This is a genomic window from Corynebacterium sp. NML 150383 (assembly GCF_002285085.1).
Lineage (GTDB): Bacteria > Actinomycetota > Actinomycetes > Mycobacteriales > Mycobacteriaceae > Corynebacterium > Corynebacterium gottingense.
In genome coordinates this window covers 152,577-173,153 of record NZ_NSGK01000004.1, presented here as the reverse complement: position 1 = coordinate 173,153, position 20,577 = coordinate 152,577, and the positions used below count along the sequence as shown (strand labels likewise).

Below are 20,577 nucleotides of genomic sequence, written 5' to 3'. Positions count from 1 at the left end.
GTTTTTGGCGTTCAAGTTTTGCCCTCACGTGGAAGGACGTGGAAGAGACCGTGCTGCGCACTCACCTTGCGGGTGATCTCCGCAAAGAACTCGATGGACAGACCGTTACGCTCACCGGTTGGGTGGGCCGACGCCGCGACCACGGCGGCGTGATCTTCATCGACCTGCGCGACCGTTCCGGCCTGGCGCAGGTTGTGTTCCGCGAATCCGAGGTGGCGGAGGCCGCGCACGACCTGCGCAGCGAGTACGTCATCCAGGTCACCGGCGTGGTTGAACCGCGCCCGGAGGGCTCGCAGAACCCGAACCTGGCCTCCGGCGAGATCGAGGTCAACGTCTCCGAGCTCACCGTGCTGAACAAGGCGGCCGCGCTGCCGTTCCAGATCGAGGACGCCTCCTCCAGCGAAGTCGGCGAGGAGACCCGTCTGAAGTACCGCTACCTGGACCTGCGCCGCGAGCGTCAGGCGAACGCGCTGCGCCTGCGCGCGAAGGCGAACCAGGCCGCCCGCCGCGTGCTGGATGAAAACGGCTTCACCGAAATCGAGACGCCGACGCTGACCCGCTCCACCCCGGAGGGCGCGCGCGACTTCCTCGTCCCGGCCCGCCTCCGTCCGGGCAGCTGGTACGCGCTGCCGCAGTCCCCGCAGCTGTTCAAGCAGCTGCTCATGGTCGCCGGCATGGAGCGCTACTACCAGATCGCGCGGTGCTACCGCGACGAGGACTTCCGCGCCGACCGCCAGCCGGAGTTCACCCAGCTGGACGTCGAGGCGAGCTTCGTGGACCAGGACGACGTCATCGCCCTGGCCGAGCAGATCGTCACGGAACTGTGGAAGCTGATCGGCTACGAGATCACCACCCCGATCCCGCGCATGACCTACAAGGACGCGATGGAGAAGTACGGCTCGGACAAGCCGGACCTGCGCTTTGACATCCAGCTGCAGGACTGCACCGAGTTTTTCAAGGACACCACCTTCCGCGTCTTCAACGCTGAGTACGTCGGCGCTGTTGTGATGGACGGCGGCGCCTCCCAGCCGCGTCGCCAGCTCGATGCGTGGCAGGACTGGGCCAAGCAGCGCGGCGCCAAGGGCCTGGCCTACATCCTCGTGCAGGAGGACGGCTCCCTGGGCGGCCCGGTGGCCAAGAACATTACGGACGAGGAGAAGGCCGGGATTGCCGATCACGTCGGTGCGAAGCCGGGAGACTGCATCTTCTTCGCTGCAGGTGAGACCAAGTCCTCCCGTGCGCTCCTCGGTGCTGCCCGTGGCGAGATTGCGAAGAAGCTCGACCTGATCAAGGACGGCGACTGGGCGTTCACCTGGGTCGTCGACGCGCCGCTGTTCGAGCCGTCTGCGGACGCCACCGCGTCCGGCGATGTCGCCCTCGGCCACTCGAAGTGGACCGCCGTCCACCACGCGTTCACCTCGCCGAAGCCGGAGTACCTGGACAACTTTGATAAGAACCCGGGCGAGGCGCTGGCGTACGCCTACGACATCGTCTGCAACGGCAACGAGATCGGCGGCGGCTCGATCCGTATCCATCAGCGCGATGTGCAGGAGCGCGTCTTCGACGTCATGGGCATCAGCGAGGAAGAGGCCCGCGAGAAGTTCGGCTTCCTGCTCGACGCGTTCGCGTTCGGCGCACCCCCGCACGGCGGCATCGCCTTCGGCTGGGACCGCATCGTGTCCCTGCTCGGCGGCTTCGACTCCATCCGCGACGTCATCGCGTTCCCGAAGTCCGGCGGCGGCGTCGACCCGCTGACCGACGCGCCCGCCCCGATTACGAAGGAGCAGCGCAAGGAGTCCGGCGTGGACTTCAAGCCGAAGGCCGACGAGAAGGCTGAGTAAGAGCCAATACGGTTCCACGGCCCCGGGTATGGCGGAAACGTCGCGCCCGGGGCCACTGGTATGTCACACTGAGAACCGAGTAACCCGCAAGGAGAGGTTCAGCATGGACCAAGAGCAGATCATCGCCGAGGCGGAGGAGATTCTCACTCGGCGCTACGGCGGCACCCAGACGCTCGGCGAGGTACAGCGTCTGGGGGGCTCCGGCGTTGCCAGCGTGTTCCGTGCCCGCGTGTCCAACAACCCGTTCCTGCAGCACCGGACCGTCGTGGTGAAGTACTCGCCGGAGACCGGCAACGTGCTGGAGGACGCTGCCTTTTTGCGGGAAGTGGTTGCTTACCAGTTCACGACGTCGTTAAGCGAAGATGTCCGGCCAGGCCCGGTCCTCCTTGGCTACGACATTGACCAGCGCATCGTCATCATTTCAGATTCGGGCGAGGGCGACACCCTGGCCACGCTGCTGGACAGCGCGGATGAGGAGCAGCACGTGCAGCTGCTGCGCAACCTCGGCACTGCGCTGGGGCGGATGCACGTCGGCTCGGCCGGCCGCGAGGACGCGTTCGACGTACTGTTCGCACAAGCGGCCCGCCAGCGCAGCGGAGCGGATACGATGCAGCACCTGCGCGAGCGCCTGCTTGCGCACCGCTTCGGCTTCGGTCTGGATATGCTCGAACGCAGCGGGCTCGACGTGCCGACGGAGGTCCGGCTGACCGCCGCCAACGTGCGCAATCGCCTGTTCAAAGGGGGCTCGCGGGCGTTTACCCCCTTTGATCTGTCGCCCGACAACATCATCTACGCGGACCGCACGCAGTTCCTGGACTACGAGTGGGCGGGTTTCCGCGACGTCTCCTTCGACGTGGCGTTCGTGGTCGCCGGGTTCCCGCTCTACGTCTCCGCGTGGGGCTACAGTGACGTGGCCATCGAGGCGTTCATCAGCGCGTGGGTGCAGGAGGTCCGCCGGATCTGGCCCGCATTCCTGCACGAGGACACGCTCCACGCCCGGATCACCGGAGCCATGGTCGCGTGGGCGCTGTCCAGCCTCTCCGTGATGGGGCAGTTCACCGTCGCCGAGCTTGCGGCCAGTGATGCCGAGCTTGCGCAAGAGCTTATCGACGCCGGCGTCGCACCCCACAGCGAACGGCTCACCGCGCAGGGCGAAGCGGCGAGCGGCGCGGAGACGCTACACGGCGGCTCGGACATCCTCCGCCCGCAGAGCCAGGGACCGTTCACCGAGGAGGAGCAGCTCGTGCGCCGCGACCTGCAGGAGACGTTCGAGGCGCTCGCCGCGTTTGCCGGCACCGGGCGCGACACGGCGTACCTCGTGATCGCTGACTTTGCCCGCACCGTGGCGAAGCGGTTTGCGTAGGCGGGGTGGCAATGGCACAAGAAGATTTGTTTGGCGGCGGGCTCGGCGGGCCAACTCCCGGCCCCGGTGACCCCGGTGACCCCGGTGACCCCGGTGGCCCCGCGGCAGGTCTGCGCGGCGCGAGCTTCTTCGAGGCGGGGCAAACCGCCCCGCTGGCTGCGCGGATGCGCCCGCGCTCGCTTGATGAGATCGCGGGGCAGGCGCATTTGCTCAGCGAGGGGAAGCCGTTGCGCCGCCTCGTCGAGGGCTCGGGGGCTGCCTCCGTCATCCTGTACGGGCCGCCCGGAACGGGCAAGACGACGATCGCGTCGCTGATCGCGCAGTCGATGGAGCAGAATTTCGTCGGCCTTTCTGCCCTGTCCAGCGGCGTGAAAGAGGTGCGCCAGGTCATTGACCAAGCGCGGCGCGACCTCATCCGGGGCGAGAAGACGGTGCTGTTTATTGACGAGGTCCACCGCTTCTCCAAAACCCAGCAGGACGCGCTGCTGGGGGCGGTGGAGAACCGCACGGTCCTGCTGGTTGCAGCGACGACGGAGAACCCCTCGTTCAGCGTCGTCGCCCCGCTGCTGTCCCGTTCGTTGCTGCTCAAGCTGGAGTCGCTCTCTCGCGAGGACCTGCGCAAGGTGATTGAGAACGCGGTCGTGGCACAGCGCGGGCTCGCCGGCACGGTGGAGCTTGCGGACGACGCGCGCGAGCAGCTGATCACACTGGCCGGCGGCGACGCGCGGCGCGCGCTGACCTACCTGGAGGCGGCGGCCGAGGCGGTGCCCGCCGGCGGGACGATCACGGTGGATACGCTGCGCGACAACGTGAACCGCGCGGTGGTGCGCTACGACCGGGACGGCGACCAGCACTACGACGTCGTCTCCGCGTTTATTAAATCGATCCGCGGCTCCGACGTGGACGCCGCGCTGCATTACCTGGCACGGATGATCGAGGCGGGCGAGGACCCCCGCTTCATCGCCCGACGCCTGGTCATCCACGCGTCCGAGGACATCGGGATGGCGGATCCGACCGCGCTGCAGACGGCCATCGCCGCGGCGAACGCGGTGCAGTTCATCGGGATGCCGGAGGGCCGGCTCCCGCTCGCGCAGGCGACGATTCACCTCGCCACCGCGCCGAAGTCGCCGTCGGTCATCCAGGGGATCACCCGCGCGCAGCAGGACGTCGCCGCCGGCAACATCGGCGCGGTGCCCCCGCACCTGCGCGACGGCCACTACGAGGGCGCGAAGGCGATGGGCAACGCCGTCGGCTACAAGTACCCGCACGATGACCCCCGCGGCGTGGTGACACAGCAGTACCTCCCCGACGAGTTGCTGGGCGCGGAGTACTACACGCCGACCGATCACGGCGCGGAGAAGCGGATCCGCGATTTCCTCGGTCGGCTGCGCCGCGTGATTCGGGGAAAGGACTAAGCGCGGGCATTGCTTATCGACGCGCACTGTCTCCGGATTCACACGCCGGGGTAGAGTAGTGCGGGACAAATACGAGCTTTGAAAGGACATCACCTCGTGCAGACACATGAGATCCGTGAGCGGTTTACCAACCACTTTGTTCAGGCAGGGCACACGCCCGTGCCGAGCGCTTCGCTGATCCTGGACGACCCGCAGCTGCTCTTTGTCAACGCCGGCATGGTGCCTTTCAAGCCGTACTTCCTGGGCCAGCAGAACCCGCCGTTTGAAAACGGCCTTGCAACCTCGATTCAGAAGTGCGTGCGCACGCTGGATATTGAAGAGGTGGGCGTGACCACCCGCCACAACACCTTCTTCCAGATGGCTGGCAACTTCTCCTTTGGCCAGTACTTCAAGGAAGGTGCGATTACTCACGCGTGGACGCTGTTGACCAACTCGGTTGAGGACGGTGGCTTCGGCCTGGACCCGGAGCGCCTGTGGGTCACCGTCTACCTGGACGACGACGAGGCCCTGGAAATCTGGCGCGACAAGATTGGCGTGCCGGAGTCGCGCATTCAGCGCATGGGGATGGAGGACAACTTCTGGTCCATGGGCGTGCCCGGCCCGTGCGGTCCGTGCTCCGAGATTTACTACGACCGTGGCCCTGAGTACGGCAAGGAGGGCGGCCCGGAGGCGGACGACTCCCGCTACATGGAGATCTGGAACCTGGTGTTCATGGAATCCATCCGCGGCGAAGGCGACAAGAAGGGCGGCTTCGACCTGCTTGGCGAGCTGCCGAAGAAGAACATCGATACCGGCCTGGGCATCGAGCGCGTCGCGTGCCTCCTCCAGGGCGTTGACAACGTGTACGAGACCGACCTGCTGCGGCCGGTGATCGACGAGGCCGTCAGGCTCACCGGCACCCAGTACGACGCAGGGAAGCACGAGGATGATGTGCGCTTCCGCGTCATTGCGGACCACTCCCGCACCGGCATGATGATCATCCTGGACGGCGTGACCCCGTCCAACGAGGGCCGCGGCTACATCCTGCGCCGCCTGCTGCGCCGCATCGTCCGCTCCGCCCGCCTGCTTGGCGCCGAGGGAAAGGTGCTCGAGGTCTTCATGAACACGATCATGGACACCATGACGCCTTCGTTCCCGGAGATCGCGGACAACCGCGAGCGCATCCTGCGCGTCGCCGTGGCCGAGGAGCGCGCCTTCCTGAAGACGCTCGCCTCCGGCACCAGCCGCTTCGACGAGGCTGCGTCCGCGCTGCGCGAGTCCGGCGCCACGACGCTGCCGGGCGAGCAGGCCTTTGAGCTGCACGACACCTACGGGTTCCCGATCGACCTGACGCTGGAGATGGCGCGCGAGGCTGGCCTCGACGTGGACATGGCGGCGTTCGACGCGGCGATGCAGGAGCAGCGTGCGCGCGCGAAGGCGGACAATAAGGCGAAGAAGCAGGGCAACATCGACGAGTCGCTCTACCGCGAGTGGGTTGACGCGCACCCCACCGAGTTCGTGGGCTACGGCGAGCTGTCGCACGAGGGCAAGGTGCTCGGCCTCGTGCGCGACGGCGCGAAGGTGAACGAGGCGACGGCAGGCGACGAGGTCGAGGTCATCCTCGATGTCACCCCGATGTACGCCGAGGCCGGCGGCCAAATGGCAGACCGCGGCCGCATCGTGGTGGGCGACACCGTGCTCAACGTCAACGACGTGCAGAAGGTGGGCAAGAAGCTCTGGGTGCACAAGGCCACCGTGGAGCACGGCGGGCTGGACCTCGGCCAGACCGTGACGGCGGAGGTGGACGAGGCCTGGCGCCACGGCGCGCGCCAGGCACACACCGCAACGCACCTGATCCACGCTGCGCTGCGCCAGGTGCTTGGGCCCACCGCGGTCCAGGCCGGCTCACTGAACAAGCCGGGCTACCTGCGCTTCGACTTCAACTACACCGACCAGCTCACCGACGCCCAGCTCAAAGAGATCGCCACCGTGACCAACCAGGCGGTCGACGCGGACTTTGCCGTCAACACCATCGAGACCTCCCTGGACAAGGCCAAGGAAATGGGCGCGATGGCGCTGTTCGGCGAGAACTACGGCGACCAGGTGCGCGTGGTAGAAATCGGCGGTCCGTTCTCCATCGAGCTGTGCGGCGGCACGCACGTCGCGCACTCCTCGCAGATCGGGCCGGTCGCCGTGCTGGGCGAGTCATCTGTCGGCTCCGGCGCGCGGCGTATCGAGGCCTATTCGGGCATGCACTCCTTCGATTATTTCTCCAAGGAGGCGGCTCTGGCTTCCGGCATCGCCGCGGAGCTGAAGACCCCGACCGACCAGCTGCCCGACCGCATCGCGCAGCTCACCGAGCGCCTCCGCGCCGCGGAGAAGGAGATCGAGGCGCTGCACCGCCAGCAGCTGCTCGCGCAGACGGCGGGCCTGGCAAAGAACGCGGAGCACGTCGGTGCGTTCAAGCTCGTCGCCGTCCACCTTCCGGACGGAGTGTCCGGTGGCGATCTGCGCACCATCGCCCAGGACGTCCGAGGCAAGCTCGGCACCGAGCCTTCCGTGGTGGCCCTGGCGTCCAACGACGGCGGCAAGGTCCCGTTCGCCGTGGCCGCAAACAAGGAGGCCGTCGCCGCCGGCGTGAAGTCTGGGGACCTGGTCAAGCTGGTCGGCGGCTACATCGACGGTAAGGGTGGCGGCAAGCCGGACCTGGCGCAGGGCTCCGGCAGCAATCCGGACGGCATTACGGCTGGCCTGGCCGCGCTGCGCGAGGAGCTCGCCGGCAAGTAAGCTGCAAATGTAACAAATTGGTCAAGGGACACGCCGTCGGCGTGTCCTGGCCTTTTGCGCGTAGACGGTATTTTGGCTGTGAGCGCCGTACGCGGTTTGACGTTAGCGTCGACAAGCGATTGCTCGTACGCATGAGCCCCGACCTGTAGATCGGAGAAACTTTTGAAGGTTGAGCCTGACACACCGGGCGTCGAAGACCCCGGCCCGGGGCGCAGACTCGGTATCGATGTGGGCACGGTCCGCATTGGCGTCGCGGCGTCGGACCGCGACGCAAAGCTGGCTATGCCGGTGGAGACCGTCAAGCGCGTCACCGGATTCAAGGACCGGGACGGCGAGGACATCGAGCGGTTGCTCGAGCTTATCGACGCCTACGGGGCCGTCGAAGTCGTCGTCGGACTTCCCCGCGACCTCAAAGGAAACGGCTCGAAAAGCGTGAAGCACGCCAAGGAGATCGCTTTCCGTATCCGGCGGCGCAACGACGACGTGGCCGTACGGATGGCGGACGAGCGGCTGACGACTGTCGCGGCGACGCACGCGATGCGGGCCTCCGGCCGCAGTGAAAAGGATCAGCGCGCCGTGATCGACCAAGCGGCGGCAGTGGAAATCTTGCAAACGTGGCTTGATGGCCGGCACAACTACCTCAAGGAGAACGAATCGTGACTTCCCGAAACAACGCCCAGCGGCGGACGCGAGGGATCGCGGTCCTTGTCGCCTCAATCCTGCTGATCATCGGCCTGATTGCGTGGATCGCCGTTGCGCACCAAACCGCCTCGCCGGATGACTTCAAGGGCGAGGGCAACGGCGAGGAGCAGGTCGTGGAAATCCCCGAGGGCTCGAATATCTCCGCGCTCGGCCCCGAGCTTGAGGAGCGCGGCATCGTCGGCTCCAACAAGGCGTTCCAGGCCGCGGCTGCGAGCGACCCAGACTCCGACAACATCCAGCCGGGCTTCTACCGCCTGGAAAAGGAAATGAGCGCGGAGAGCGCCGTGTCTGCGCTGCTGGACCCGAACAAGAAGGTCACCCCGCTCCAGGTCTACGGCGGCGCGACGCTCATGGACATCAACGTGGTCGGTGGGCAGAAGCGCGAAGGCATCCTCACCATGATTCAGAACGTGACGTGCGGCAGTGAGATGGCGCAGGGCTGCGTGGACGTCGAGCGCCTCAACCACGTGGCGTCCGATGCGGACGCGGCGAGCCTGGGCGTGCCGGAGTGGGCCGTCGAGACGGTGGACGCGCGGAAGGGCGACGCGAAGCGCCTGGAGGGCCTGATCGCACCGGGCGAATACATCATTGACCCGGGTGCAACGGCTGAGCAGATCCTCACGGACCTGATTACCCGCTCCGCTGAGGTGTACAACTCCACCGACATCGCGTCCCGTTCAGAAAACGTGGGCCTCAGCCCGTACGAGCTGCTGGTTGCCGCCTCGCTGGTTGAGCGCGAAGCGCCGGCAGGCGAGTTTGACAAGGTTGCCCGAGTGATCCTGAACCGCCTCAACGAGCCGATGCGCCTGGAGTTTGACTCCACCGTGAACTACGGCCTGCCCAACGTCGAGGTCGCGACCACAGACGAGGACCGCCAGCGCGTCACCCCGTGGAACACCTACGCCATGGACGGGCTGCCGCAGACCCCGATCGCCTCGCCGTCCGTCGAAGCACTCGACGCGATGGAGCACCCCGCCGATGGCAACTGGCTGTTCTTCGTCACCGTGGACAAGGACGGCACGACCGTGTTCAACGACACCTTCGAGCAGCACCAGGAAGACACGCGCCGCGCGATCGACTCCGGCGTGCTTGACTCCCAGCGGTAGGGGCGGACCAGCATGACGCAGCCACCCACGCACCGCGCGGCGGTCCTTGGCAGCCCGATCGAACACTCGTTGTCGCCCGTGCTCCACACCGCCGGGTACGGGGCCGCGGGCCTCGACGGCTGGGCGTACGAGCGCATCGAGTGCACCGCGGAGACGCTGCCGGCGATTGTGGGTGGGGCCGATCCCACATACCGCGGGTTCTCCGTCACCATGCCCGCCAAGTTTGCGGCCCTGGAGTTTGCTACCACGGCGTCAGAGCGGGCCACCGCGATCGGCTCCGCGAACACGCTCGTGCGCACCGACGACGGCTGGTACGCCGACAACACCGATTGCGAGGGAATTGCCGCGGCGCTCTCCGCGCTGCTCGGCGCGGCGACGCCGCGCACCGCCTTGGTCATCGGCGCCGGCGGCACGGCGCGCCCGGCGCTGTGGGCGCTGCGCCACGCGGGTGTAGCGCGCATCGACGTGGTGAACCGCTCCGACCGATCGGGCGAGATCGCCTCGCTGGTGGAAGGCGTGGACTTCCAATTCCACGGCTACACCGGCGACCTCGAAGCACTTGCAGTTCGCGCCGACGTCATTGTCTCCACCGTCCCGGCTGCTGCGGTCGCACCCTACGACGTGCAGCTTGGCCACGCGCCGGTGCTCGACGTGATCTATAACCCGTGGCCGACGCCGCTGGCAGTGCGAGCCGCCGCGAACGGGTACCCGACGGTCGGCGGGCTCACGATGCTCGCCGGGCAGTCGTACTCGCAGTTCGAACAGTTCACCGGCGTTGCGGCGCCCCGCGACGCCATGCGTGATGCACTGATGCGCCACTGGGACGAGCCGGCCAGTGGTGCCGGGGAAGCGGGGGCATCGCGCTAGCACAGCGCCCGCACAGCGCTCGCTCTGCGGCGCGCGGGGCGGCGGCCTAGACTTTCACCCCATGGGGATTGGGGGAGCGCTCTTCAGCGCGGAATTCGCATTATTTGGGCCAGCCGGCGTCACCTGGCTGGCGCTGTGCACGTTCGTCGGGTGGAGCATCGTGCTCGCGCGCATTGACGCGAGGCACTCACGTTTGCCCAATGGGCTGACGGCCCCGCCCGCGCTCGTTGCCCTGGCAGCCTGCGTCGCCTCGCCGTACCTCGCGTGGGGCCTTGCGTGGCCTGCCGCCTACCTCGCTGGCCCCGGCATGGGCGGCGGTGATGTAAAGCTTGCCGTCCCGCTCGGAGTGCTTCTCGCTGCGCTTGGAGGTCCGTTCGCGGTGCTCGCCGCGGTAGGGCTCGCGGGACTGCTCACGGTTGTGCGCGGGTGGATGGCAGGGCGAGCGGCACTGCCGCACGGCCCCCAGATGCTGGCAGCGGCTTGGGCCGTTGGAACATTTGTTGGGCTAAAGAGCTCGATCGCGGCGACGTTGTGAGACAATGCCTTCATGCTTCGTTGGACTACCGCTGGGGAATCCCATGGACAAGCGCTGATTGCGCTCATTGAAAATATGCCCGCCGGAGTGCCGGTGACCCAGGAGGAGATCGGGCACCACCTCGCCCGCCGCCGACTTGGATACGGCCGTGGCGCGCGCATGAAGTTTGAAGCGGACGAGCTGACGCTGCTCACAGGCATTTTGCACGGCAGAACGCTCGGCAGCCCAATCGCTATTCAAATTGGCAATTCCGAGTGGGCGAAGTGGACGACGATCATGTCGCCGCACCCACTGGACATGGAAGACGACGAGGTGGCAAAGGCGATGTCGTCCGGGCGCGGGGCGCGCCTGACTCGCCCGCGCCCGGGCCACGCAGACTTTGCCGGCATGCTCAAGTATGGGTTCGATTCCGCTCGGCCGGTCCTGGAGCGCTCCTCCGCCCGCGAGACCGCGGCACGCGTCGCTGCGGCGACTGTCGCGCGCTCGCTGCTGCGCGAGACGTTGGGCGTCGAAGTGTTCTCGCACGTGATCTCGATCGGCGAGTCTGCGCCGTACGCAGGCCCCGCGCCCACGTACGCGGACATTGATGCGATTGATGCGTCCCCGGTGCGCGCGTACTCCAAGGAGGCCGAAGAGGACATGGTGTCCTGCATCGAGGCGGCCAAGAAGTCCGGCGACACCCTAGGTGGCATCGTCGAGGTCATCGTGGATGGACTGCCCATCGGGCTCGGGTCCCACATTTCTGGTGACCACCGCCTGGACTCGCAGCTCGCTGCCGCGCTCATGGGGATCCAGTCGGTCAAGGGCGTGGAGATTGGCGACGGCTTCGAGGAAGCCCGTCGTCGCGGCTCCGAGGCCCACGACGAAATGGTGCGCGATGAGGACGGCGTGCACCGTCTGACCAACCGCGCGGGCGGCTTGGAGGGCGGCATGACCAATGGCGAGCAGCTGCGCGTGCGTGCGGCGATGAAGCCGATCTCCACCGTCCCCCGAGCCCTGCAGACGGTCGACATGTCCACGGGCGAGGCCGCGACGGGCATTCACCAGCGCTCCGACGTGTGCGCGGTCCCCGCCGGTGGCGTGGTCGCCGAGGCCATGGTGGCGCTCGTGCTTGCGCGCGCGGTGCTGGAAAAGTTCGGCGGCGACGGCCTTGAGGAGACGAAGCGCAACATCGACGCGTACAACGAAGACGTGCGCCGCCGCCTCAATTTTGCAGACGGCGCGGTGCATGAGGCGGCAGGAGAGAAGAAGGAAGGCAACGCCAATGATGTTCACTGAGTCAGCGCAGGATCGCGACGAAGCGACCACCCCCGAGCTGGATACCGCGCTTGATTCCCAGCCCACTGCGCAGGCCTCCGTCGTTGCGTCCGTACCCAGGGTCGTGCTGGTCGGCCCGCCTGGCGCCGGAAAATCGACGATCGGGCGCCGGATTGCCAGCGCCCTGAACCTGCCGATCGTGGACTCTGATCTGCTCATCGAGCAATCCGAGGGCAAGGCCTGCGGAGAGATCTTCTCCGAGGTCGGTGAGGAGCGCTTCCGTGAGATCGAGGCAGGGTGCGTTGCACGCGCTCTCGCGACCGGCGGCGTAGTGAGCCTGGGCGGAGGGGCAATCCTCACCGCCTCGACGCGCCAGCTGCTGCAGCGCCACACGGTGGTGTGGATCGACGTGAGTGCGGAGGAGGGCATCCGCAGGACCGCGAACGAGACGTCGCGTCCAGTCCTCAACGCGGACGACCCAGCGCAGCACTACCGCGATCTCCTGGCTACCCGCGAGCCGTTCTACCGCGAGGTTGCGGACTACCGCGTTCGCACGGACCAGCGCCCCCCGCAGCGTGTGGTCGCGGAGATTCTGGGGATCATCGAGTCCTCGGAGGAGTAGGCGCGGACAAGCGCGTGCCGGAGCAGGCGCACGAGGGCATTCTGGGGAAGAATCGGACCACACTCGCACCCGTCCACAAAGGAGCACACTATGGCACACGTCGAGGTCACCGGGCCTTCGCCGTACACCATCCACATCGCGCACCGCATTACTGATCAGGTCGCGCCTCGCGCCAAAGAGATTGGGGCGCGCAAGGTGGCGATCGTGCACCAGGCTGCGCTCAAGGCGGTGGCGCGTGGCATCGCGGGCGACCTCGAAGCCGTGGGCGTTCAGCCGGTGATGGCGGAGATCCCGGATGCGGAGGCGGGCAAGTCCCTGGACACGGCAAGCACGCTGTGGGACCTCCTGGGTACGAGCGGCTTCTCGCGCCAGGATGCGGTGATCGGCCTCGGCGGCGGCGCGGCAACAGACATTGCGGGTTTCGTCGCCGCGACGTGGATGCGAGGCATCAAGGTCATCCAGGTTCCGACCACGCTGCTCGCGATGGTGGACGCCGCTGTGGGCGGCAAGACCGGCATGAACACCGAGGTAGGGAAGAATCTAGTCGGCGCGTTCCATGAGCCGGACTCCGTGTTCATTGACCTCGAGCGGATCTTTACGCTGCCGGAGGAGGAGATCGTGTCCGGCTCCGCCGAGTTGGTCAAGACCGGTTTTATCGCGGACCCGAAGATCCTCGACCTCTACCGCGACGGCAGCGCCCGCGGTGAGTGGAACTGGGAGGAGCTCGTGCGGCGCTCCGTCGCCGTCAAGGCGGCCGTGGTTAGCCGCGACCTCACCGAATCCGGGCTGCGCGAAATCCTCAACTACGGGCACACGCTCGGCCACGCCCTCGAGCGTCGCGAGCAATACACCTGGCGCCACGGCAACGCGGTCGGTGTCGGCATGATGTTTGCGGCGCACCTCGCGCACGAGCGCGGGCTTATCGACGCCACCCTGCTGGACCTCCACCGCGAGATCCTCACCCTTGTCGGCCTGCCCACGACGTACGAACCGGGCGCCTTCGACGAGCTATACGAGGCGATGACGCACGACAAGAAGAACCGCGACGGCCGCATCCGCTTCGTGGTGCTCAACGCCCTCGGCTCGTGCACGCGGCTCGAGGATGCAACCGTCGAGGAGATGCGCGCGGCGTATGACGCAATTTCCCAACCCACCCAGGAGGCGTAACTGTGAAAATTCTTGTGCTCAATGGCCCGAACCTCAACCGGCTCGGCAAGCGGCAGCCGGAGGTGTACGGGAGTGAGACGCTGGGGGACGTCGAGAAGCGGCTGCACGATCGCGCAGCCGAGCTCGGTGTGGAGGTCGAGGTGCGCCAGACCAACCAAGAGGGCGAGATGCTGGACTGGGTCCACGAGGCTGCAGACAAACGCTGGCCCGTCATCATCAACCCGGGCGGGTGGACGCACACCTCGGTGGCGCTGCGCGATGCGCTCGTGGAGCTGACGGACCATCGCGGGTTCATTGAGCTGCACATTTCCAACGTGCACGCGAGGGAGGAGTTCCGCCACCACTCGTACCTGTCGCCGATCGCGCGCGGTGTAATCGTAGGGCTTGGCACGCAGGGCTATCTGCTCGCCCTCGAATATTTTGCCAACAACGTAGAGTAGAACTTTCACGTACAACTCGCGTCAGGAGGAAAGAATGTCACTGGCAGATACTCGTTTTGAAACCCGGCGCCGCAAGCTGGCCTCGAGCCTGGCGGCGCAGCGGATCGACGACATGTTGCTGACCCACCTGATCCACGTGCGCTACTTCTCCGGCTTTACCGGCTCCAACGGCGCCCTGCTGGTGTCCAAGGACCGTACCGCGAAGGTGGCGACAGATGGCCGCTACGCCACGCAGATTTCGGAAGAGGTCCCTGACGTCCCGGCAACGATCACCCGCAAGGTGGCTACCGAGCTGCTGGCGGGAGTGGTGGACGGCCACCGCGTGGGCTTCGAGGCCGACTACGTCAGCGTCTCCGAGCTGGAAGCGCTGCGCAAGGCCTGCCCGGAGGGCGTTACGCTGGTGCCCGTCAGTGGCGCGGTCGAGGAGATCCGCCTGCTCAAGGACCAGCTCGAGCTGACCAGACTCGAGGAGGCGGCCGATTTGGCCACGCAGGCGCTCGAGCAGCTTATCGACGCCGGCGAGCTCGCCCCCGGGCGCACCGAACGCGACGTCGCCGCGGACCTGGAATACCGAATGCGCAAACTTGGCGCGGAGCGCCCCAGCTTTGACACCATCGTCGCCTCCGGGCCGAACTCTGCCAAGCCGCACCACGGCGCCGGCGAGCGGACGCTGGAAACGGGCGACCTGGTCACCATTGATTACGGCATGTTCCGACTCGGCTTCAACTCCGACATGACGCGCACGTTCGCTCTGGGGGAGCCGAACGATTTCCTGCGGGAGATCTACGAGGTCACCCTGCAGTCCCAGCTCGCCGGCGTGCGCGCGGCGGTACCGGGGGCGAAGCTGGTCGACGTGGATGCCGCTTGCCGCGACGTGATCGAGGCTGCCGGGTACGGCGAATATTTTGTCCACTCCACCGGGCACGGCGTGGGCCTGGACGTCCACGAGGCGCCGTACGCAGCGAAGACCGGCAAAGGTACGCTGCAGGAAGGGATGACGTTGACCATTGAGCCGGGGATTTACGTTCCGGGGCGCGGCGGCGTGAGGATCGAGGACACCCTGTTCATCACCTCCGGCACGCCGAAGGTGATCACGAAGTTCCCCAAGGACTTGACAGTGCTGTAGCATTGTTGTGTTTGCACACTGTTGAACGCACTGTCTCAACATCGTTGAGCCACGCTTTGTGGCACGCCAGAAGAAAGGTTTCACGTGGCAACTACCGCCGATTTCAAGAACGGCCTCGTACTCAAGAACGAGGGCAAGCTCCAGCAGATCATTGAGTTCCAGCACGTCAAGCCGGGTAAGGGCCCCGCATTCGTGCGCACGAAGCTCAAGGACGTTGTCACCGGCAAGACCGTTGATAAGACCTGGAATGCCGGTGTGAAGGTCGAGACCGCGACCGTGGACCGCCGCGACATGACTTACCTGTACAACGACGGCACGAGCTACGTCGTCATGGACGACAAGACCTTCGAACAGTTCGAGCTGCCCGCTGACAAGTTCGGCGACGCGGCACGCTTCCTGCTGGAGAACATGCGCGTGCAGGTTTCTTTCCACGAGGGTGAGGCGCTGTTCGCCGAGCTGCCGATCTCCGTCGACCTCAAGGTCGAGCACACCGAGCCGGGCCTGCAGGGCGACCGCTCCTCCGGCGGCACCAAGCCGGCGACGCTGGAGACCGGTGCTGAGATCCAGGTTCCGCTGTTCCTGGAGACCGGCAACGTGGTCAAGGTGGACACTCGCACGGGTGAGTACCTCTCTCGCGTGAGCAACTAATGCCTGACTACAAACGCCACGGGGCGCGCTACCGCGCCCGCCGCCGCGCGGTGGACATCCTCTTTGAGGCCGAAACGCGCGACGTGGATCCGGTGGAAATTGTAGAAGACCGGGCGGAGCTGTCCCGAAACCCACAGAACTCGGTGGCGCCGGTGGCGGACTACACCCGCCAGATCATCTCCGGAGCCGCCGAGCAGCTCGACGACCTGGACGATGCCATTGAGCGCTACCTGGTGGATGACTGGGAGCTCTTCCGCTTGCCAGCCGTGGATCGGCAGATCCTCCGCGTCTGTGCGTGGGAGATCATGTACAACGAGGACGTTGACGCGCCGATTTCCATTAAGGAAGGCGTGGAGATGGCGGCGGAGTACTCCGGTGCGGCGGCGTCGCCGTACATCAACGTCGTGCTCGACGGTATCGCGCAGCGCGGCGCCCCGGAGGCACCGTTCGCCGACGACACTGAGGATGCTGTGGGCGCTGAGGGCGCCGAGGGTACCGAGGAAGCTGGTGTCGGCGAGCAGGAGGCAACGTCTGCCGATGATGCGCAGCGCGCCGTCACCGCTGTCGTCGCCGGCGCCGCGGTCCCGCCCGAATCGCGCTCCGCTGTCGCCGAGAAGCTGGAAAACTAGGCAGCAACGAGAAGAACGTGAAAGAACGTGAAGGTGTTCGCCGAAAGGCGGGCACCTTTCGCTGTATCCTGCGTTGACAGATACAGCACCGTAGGGGAGCAACACAGGAGGAACCATGTCCAAGGTGACGATCGAAGACGCGAAGTCGTTCATGGTCGGGCCCAACTTTCAACTCGACGATGTCGACCCGGCCGCCACCCCCGGTGTGTCCGACGTGGACGACGCGTTCAACGCGTACGACGATGAGCTGAGCGAGCTCCACAAGCTGCTCTTTGCCAACGGCCGCGCGGGAAACGAGGACGCCGGTTCGGTCCTCTTGGTGTTGCAAGGAATGGACACGTCCGGCAAGGGCGGCCTCATCCGGCACGTGGTGGGGCAGACAATGGATCCCCAGGGCGTCCACATTCAGGCGTTTGGCAAGCCGACCGAGGAGGAGGCAGAGCACGACTTCCTCTGGCGTTTCTACCCGCACCTGCCCGAGCCGGGCGGGGTCAGCGTTTTCGACCGCTCACACTACGAGGACGTGCTGGTGCAGCGCGTGAAGCAGATGGCGCCGCCGGAGGAAATCGAGCGCCGCTACGGCGCGATCGTGGACTTTGAAAAGGAGGCGGCCGCCCGCGGCACCAAGATCATCAAGGTGATGCCGCACATTTCCCGCGATTTCCAGGCGGAAAACTTGAAAGACCGCATCGAGCGGGCGGACAAGCACTGGAAGTACAACCCGGGCGATATTGATGACCGCAGATTGTGGTCGCAGTACATGGCCGCCTACCAAATCGCGCTGACCAGGACCTCGACGGATGAGGCCCCCTGGTACTGCATCCCCTCCGACAACAAGAAGTATTGCCGTGCCGTGGTCAAAACCTTGCTTGTCGACGCCCTCGCGTCCCTCGACCTCACGTGGCCGGAAGCCACCTTTGACAAGGACGAGGAACTCAAGCGCCTCGCCGAGTCCTAGTCGCGGTTCTCGCGGGCCTGCGTCATTTCGTCGACAAGCGCGCGCATGGCGTCCTGGGCCTGCAAGACGCCGTCGATACTCAGCTTGAGCGCGCTTTGCAGCTGTTCGTCGGTCATGCCGGCTGCGACCTGGGTCTCCGATTCGGTGCGCACGATGAGCGTGTCGGCCTTGTTGACCACGAGCGCGCGTGCGTCGAGGAAGGTCGAGTTCACCTGGTTCGCGGCGAGATAAACCGTGGGGTCGGGGCTGTCCGCCGGGGTCTCGGTCGACGCATCCGCGCGGATGATCGCCACGGAGTCCAGCAGGACGAAGAGGACGTTGAACCCGTTGAGGTTGGCCACCGCGGCGCGGCCGCTGGCGTCGGGTTCGATCGTGACACCGTGCGCGCTCATCGCATCGGCGATGCGATCAATGGTTACGAGCGAGGTGTAGGTTTGTGTGTCTTTAGTGCTCATTGTGCGGGTCCTCCCATGTAACCAGGGTCGGGAACGAGGTGGCCAGGAAATCGAACGCCTGCAGCACGACGTCGATGGAGCTCATGATGAACGCGCCGAGCTGGTTGTGCGACGCGCCGTGGGTAATGTCCATCGAGCGCACCGCGCTGATCGCAATGTGGTCCTCGCCCTGCTCGAAGAAGCGGAGCGTGGGGGCGAAGTGGGTCTGGTTGTGCTCGTTGGTGGCGAGCAGGATGTGGGAGGCCATGTCCTTGGGGATCTCGCCGCGCCACAGGGATTCGAACACCAGGTGATCCTGGTCGATCGCCACGACGATCGCGGCGTTGACGAATCCGGACAGCAGGGTGCCGTTTTCTACGCGGTACTCCAGGTTTTCCGCCTTGAAGATCTCCTCCACCGCTTCAATGGTCACGGGGTGCAGCTGGTTGGCGGGGTCTGCCTGCGCGTCGGCGTTGACCTTGGCAACGGTGTCTTCGTCCGGCGTGGGCGGGATCGTCGCCTCTCCGCCGGTCTGGTCGGGTGCGTGTTCGTTGTTAGTCACACGCACGACTGTACCTGGTAGCGCCTACGCCTCGAGGAGGTCCTCGCGTCCCAGCTCGTGGTCCAGCGCGGAGCGCAGCGTGGGGTAGCGCTGCACCCAGCCGCATTGGCGAGCGACCGCCGCGTCCACCCGCTGGTCCGCGAGCGCAAGCTCGTCGGCTCCCTCCGAGCCGAGCAGTAGCTTTGGTCCGAAGGTCGGGATGGGCAGGACGTCGGGGCGCCGGAGGACCTCCGCGAGGGTGGCGGACATCTCCGCGTTTGTGACGGGCTGCGCGGCCGTCGCGTTCACCGGTCCAGACACCGTGTGATCCAGGAGCGCGCGAACGTAGGTGTCCGTGAGGTCGTCGAGGCTCACCCAGGACAGCCAGAACTCGCCGCTGCCAAATCGGGCGCCGAGCCCCGCCGAAACGCTCGCCTTGAGCACGGGAAGGAGTCCGCCCGCTCCAGACAGTGCGAGACCGGTGCGGATCTGCACAGTGCGCAGCCCCTCTACGCGGGCCGCCTCTTCCCACGCCTGGCAGACCTCGGCGAGGAAGCCGGTGCCAACGGGGGCGTCCTCGGTGTGAGGGGAGCCGCCCGCCTCGGTGCCGTAGTACCCGACGGCGGAGGCGGAGATGAACGTGCGCACGCCCGACTCCGCGGCGAGTGCGGCGAGCTTCCGCGTCGGCGCGACGCGCGAGTCCCAGATCCGGCGCTTCTTCGCATCGGTGAAGCGGCCCATGATCGATTCGCCCGCCGGGTGGATCACCGCGTCGACCCCCTCGAGCAGGTCGGGGTGCGGGTTGTCCGGGTCCCACTGGCGCTCGCCGGGGCCGGCGGTGTGGCGGACCAGCGGGATGACGGTGTGGCCCAGGGTGGTCAGTTGCGTGTGGAGGTGGGTACCCACCAGCCCGCTCGAGCCGGTGAGGGCGATGACGAGGGGCGCCGAAGCGGGCAGTGATTGCGCGAAGGCGAGGTCGCCGACCAGCTGCCGCTGGCGGTAGGCAAACGCCGGGGTGAGCAGCGGGGCGGGGGTGGGGGTAGACACGGCGTCGAGAAGCACTGTGCTGCCAGCGTCCTCGACTGAGTCCCGGAACGTGTGACGGTGGCGCCATTTGGTCAGTGCGCGCACCGACTGGTTGGTGGCGACATCCTCAAACGAGCGGGCGAACTCGTACCCGGCGCGTTGGTGCTGCGCCACCCACCGCTGGCCTGCGGGGAGGGCAAAGACGGTGGTTCCGGAGCGAAGCGATGCGGCCTCGGACGCCACTGTCATGGGCAGAAACGGCGGGGTGAGCCGGGTGACCGCCCCCGGGCGCGCGTGCCAATTCCACACCTCGAGGCGGGGTGCGGGGACGGTGTGCTCTGCGGTGATTCCCATGGTCGCTGCTCCGTGCCTGTGTGTGCGGATCTGGTGCTAGACTGAGTGTCAGTCTCCACCCTAGGCGCTGACGCGCCCAGGGGTATCTGAGAAGACGGCACATTGTGAATATTGCATGCACCAGACAAGCATCCTTTAAATTCCGCACTGTGAGGCGGGGAAGGAGGCATGATGAGTGAAGACAACCGCGCGACCGTAGAGCTGCTGACTGCAGACGACGTCGCGCGCACAATCGCACGCATCGCGCACCAGATCATTGAAAAGACGGCGCTGGATTCGGCGCTGAAGTCAGAGGCGAGCGACGCAACGGCGTCGCCAGTATTGCTCCTTGGCATCCCCTCCGGGGGCGTGCCGTTGGCGCAGCGGATCGCCGCGTCCGTCGAGGAATTCTCTGGCGTAGAGGTCCCCGTTGGAAGTCTCGACGTGACCCTATACAGGGACGACCTGCGCGACAAGCCGCACCGCGCGCTGCGCCCCACAAGCATCCCCGCGCCGCTTGACGGCGCGACGGTGATCCTCGTGGACGACGTCCTCTATTCCGGCCGCACCATCCGGGCAGCGCTCGACTCGCTGCGCGACATTGGCCGCCCGGCCGCGATCCAGCTCGCGGTGCTGGTGGACCGGGGGCACAGGCAGCTGCCCATCCGCGCCGACTACGTGGGCAAGAACATTCCGACCGCGCTCACGGAGGACGTGACCGTCACGCTCACGCCGATTGATGCCCGCGACGCGGTCACGCTGAGCCGGACCGCACCGGCCGCCGAAGGAGAGGCGAAGTAA

20 protein-coding genes are annotated in these 20,577 nt (G+C 66.5%); 17 read left to right on the top strand and 3 right to left on the bottom strand.

Going from position 1 to position 20,577, the window contains the following annotated elements:
• The first annotated feature begins 50 nt into the window (after window positions 1–50).
• The 16 genes from aspS to CKJ85_RS06030 all read left to right on the top strand — a co-directional run bounded on the left by aspS (window position 51) and on the right by CKJ85_RS06030 (window position 17,442).
• On the top strand, window positions 51–1,841 hold the full coding sequence (aspS, locus tag CKJ85_RS06105) for an aspartate--tRNA ligase (RefSeq protein ID WP_095553775.1): 1,791 nt from the start codon (window positions 51–53) through the stop codon (window positions 1,839–1,841).
• 103 nt (window positions 1,842–1,944) lie between these two features.
• A complete protein-coding gene (locus CKJ85_RS06100; protein ID WP_095545792.1) occupies window positions 1,945–3,204 on the top strand; it encodes a phosphotransferase in 1,260 nt (419 codons plus the stop codon).
• Window positions 3,205–3,215: 11 nt separating this feature from the next.
• Window positions 3,216–4,619 carry a replication-associated recombination protein A gene (locus tag CKJ85_RS06095; RefSeq protein ID WP_095536646.1) on the top strand — a complete coding sequence of 468 codons (1,404 nt, stop codon included), beginning with the start codon at window positions 3,216–3,218 and terminating at the stop codon, window positions 4,617–4,619.
• Window positions 4,620–4,715: 96 nt separating this feature from the next.
• Entirely contained in the window at window positions 4,716–7,385 is a 2,670-nt protein-coding gene (gene alaS / locus CKJ85_RS06090) for an alanine--tRNA ligase (RefSeq protein WP_095545790.1), read from the top strand.
• Window positions 7,386–7,547: 162 nt separating this feature from the next.
• A complete protein-coding gene (gene ruvX / locus CKJ85_RS06085; RefSeq protein WP_095553746.1) occupies window positions 7,548–8,045 on the top strand; it encodes a Holliday junction resolvase RuvX in 498 nt (165 codons plus the stop codon).
• The gene (gene mltG / locus CKJ85_RS06080; RefSeq protein WP_095276351.1) at window positions 8,042–9,193 is read left to right on the top strand and encodes an endolytic transglycosylase MltG; all 1,152 of its coding nucleotides are present in this window, start codon (window positions 8,042–8,044) and stop codon (window positions 9,191–9,193) included. Before ruvX ends, mltG begins: the two co-directional genes overlap by 4 nt.
• A gap of 12 nt (window positions 9,194–9,205) precedes the next feature.
• Window positions 9,206–10,060: a shikimate dehydrogenase gene (locus CKJ85_RS06075; protein WP_095553745.1), complete on the top strand. Its 855-nt coding sequence runs from the start codon at window positions 9,206–9,208 to the stop codon at window positions 10,058–10,060.
• A gap of 61 nt (window positions 10,061–10,121) precedes the next feature.
• Window positions 10,122–10,595: an A24 family peptidase gene (locus CKJ85_RS06070; RefSeq protein ID WP_095548154.1), complete on the top strand. Its 474-nt coding sequence runs from the start codon at window positions 10,122–10,124 to the stop codon at window positions 10,593–10,595.
• 12 nt (window positions 10,596–10,607) lie between these two features.
• Window positions 10,608–11,873, top strand: coding sequence for a chorismate synthase (aroC, locus tag CKJ85_RS06065; protein ID WP_095553744.1), 1,266 nt, complete (start codon window positions 10,608–10,610; stop codon window positions 11,871–11,873).
• A complete protein-coding gene (locus CKJ85_RS06060; RefSeq protein ID WP_095553774.1) occupies window positions 11,863–12,474 on the top strand; it encodes a shikimate kinase in 612 nt (203 codons plus the stop codon). Before aroC ends, CKJ85_RS06060 begins: the two co-directional genes overlap by 11 nt.
• A 90-nt stretch (window positions 12,475–12,564) precedes the next feature.
• Window positions 12,565–13,641, top strand: coding sequence for a 3-dehydroquinate synthase (gene aroB, locus CKJ85_RS06055; RefSeq protein ID WP_095553743.1), 1,077 nt, complete (start codon window positions 12,565–12,567; stop codon window positions 13,639–13,641).
• Window positions 13,642–13,643: 2 nt separating this feature from the next.
• Entirely contained in the window at window positions 13,644–14,081 is a 438-nt protein-coding gene (gene aroQ / locus CKJ85_RS06050; RefSeq protein ID WP_095276369.1) for a type II 3-dehydroquinate dehydratase, read from the top strand.
• A 34-nt stretch (window positions 14,082–14,115) separates the two neighbouring features.
• Window positions 14,116–15,207 (top strand): aminopeptidase P family protein, encoded by a 1,092-nt coding sequence (locus tag CKJ85_RS06045; RefSeq protein ID WP_095553742.1) that lies wholly within the window; start codon window positions 14,116–14,118, stop codon window positions 15,205–15,207.
• 84 nt (window positions 15,208–15,291) lie between these two features.
• Window positions 15,292–15,855, top strand: a complete 564-nt coding sequence (efp, locus tag CKJ85_RS06040) for an elongation factor P (protein WP_095276375.1) — start codon at window positions 15,292–15,294, stop codon at window positions 15,853–15,855.
• Complete coding sequence (nusB, locus tag CKJ85_RS06035; protein ID WP_095536637.1) at window positions 15,855–16,484, top strand: transcription antitermination factor NusB; 630 nt, start codon at window positions 15,855–15,857, stop codon at window positions 16,482–16,484. The genes efp and nusB overlap by 1 nt, the downstream gene beginning before the upstream one ends.
• A 115-nt stretch (window positions 16,485–16,599) precedes the next feature.
• Complete coding sequence (locus CKJ85_RS06030) at window positions 16,600–17,442, top strand: PPK2 family polyphosphate kinase (RefSeq protein WP_095536636.1); 843 nt, start codon at window positions 16,600–16,602, stop codon at window positions 17,440–17,442.
• Here the strand turns inward: CKJ85_RS06030 and CKJ85_RS06025 are convergent.
• Genes CKJ85_RS06025 through CKJ85_RS06015 form a run of 3 tightly spaced genes read right to left on the bottom strand, consistent with a single transcriptional unit; the run spans window position 17,439 to window position 19,797 of the window.
• Window positions 17,439–17,897 carry a YbjN domain-containing protein gene (locus CKJ85_RS06025; RefSeq protein WP_095536635.1) on the bottom strand — a complete coding sequence of 153 codons (459 nt, stop codon included), beginning with the start codon at window positions 17,895–17,897 and terminating at the stop codon, window positions 17,439–17,441. The genes CKJ85_RS06030 and CKJ85_RS06025 overlap by 4 nt on opposite strands.
• Window positions 17,887–18,438, bottom strand: coding sequence for a YbjN domain-containing protein (locus tag CKJ85_RS06020; RefSeq protein WP_233125449.1), 552 nt, complete (start codon window positions 18,436–18,438; stop codon window positions 17,887–17,889). Before CKJ85_RS06020 ends, CKJ85_RS06025 begins: the two co-directional genes overlap by 11 nt.
• 24 nt (window positions 18,439–18,462) lie before the next feature.
• On the bottom strand, window positions 18,463–19,797 hold the full coding sequence (locus CKJ85_RS06015) for a TIGR01777 family oxidoreductase (RefSeq protein ID WP_095553741.1): 1,335 nt from the start codon (window positions 19,795–19,797) through the stop codon (window positions 18,463–18,465).
• A 171-nt stretch (window positions 19,798–19,968) separates the two neighbouring features.
• Here CKJ85_RS06015 and pyrR point away from each other — a divergent pair, with 171 nt between their 5' ends.
• Window positions 19,969–20,577 carry a bifunctional pyr operon transcriptional regulator/uracil phosphoribosyltransferase PyrR gene (pyrR, locus tag CKJ85_RS06010; protein ID WP_095553740.1) on the top strand — a complete coding sequence of 203 codons (609 nt, stop codon included), beginning with the start codon at window positions 19,969–19,971 and terminating at the stop codon, window positions 20,575–20,577.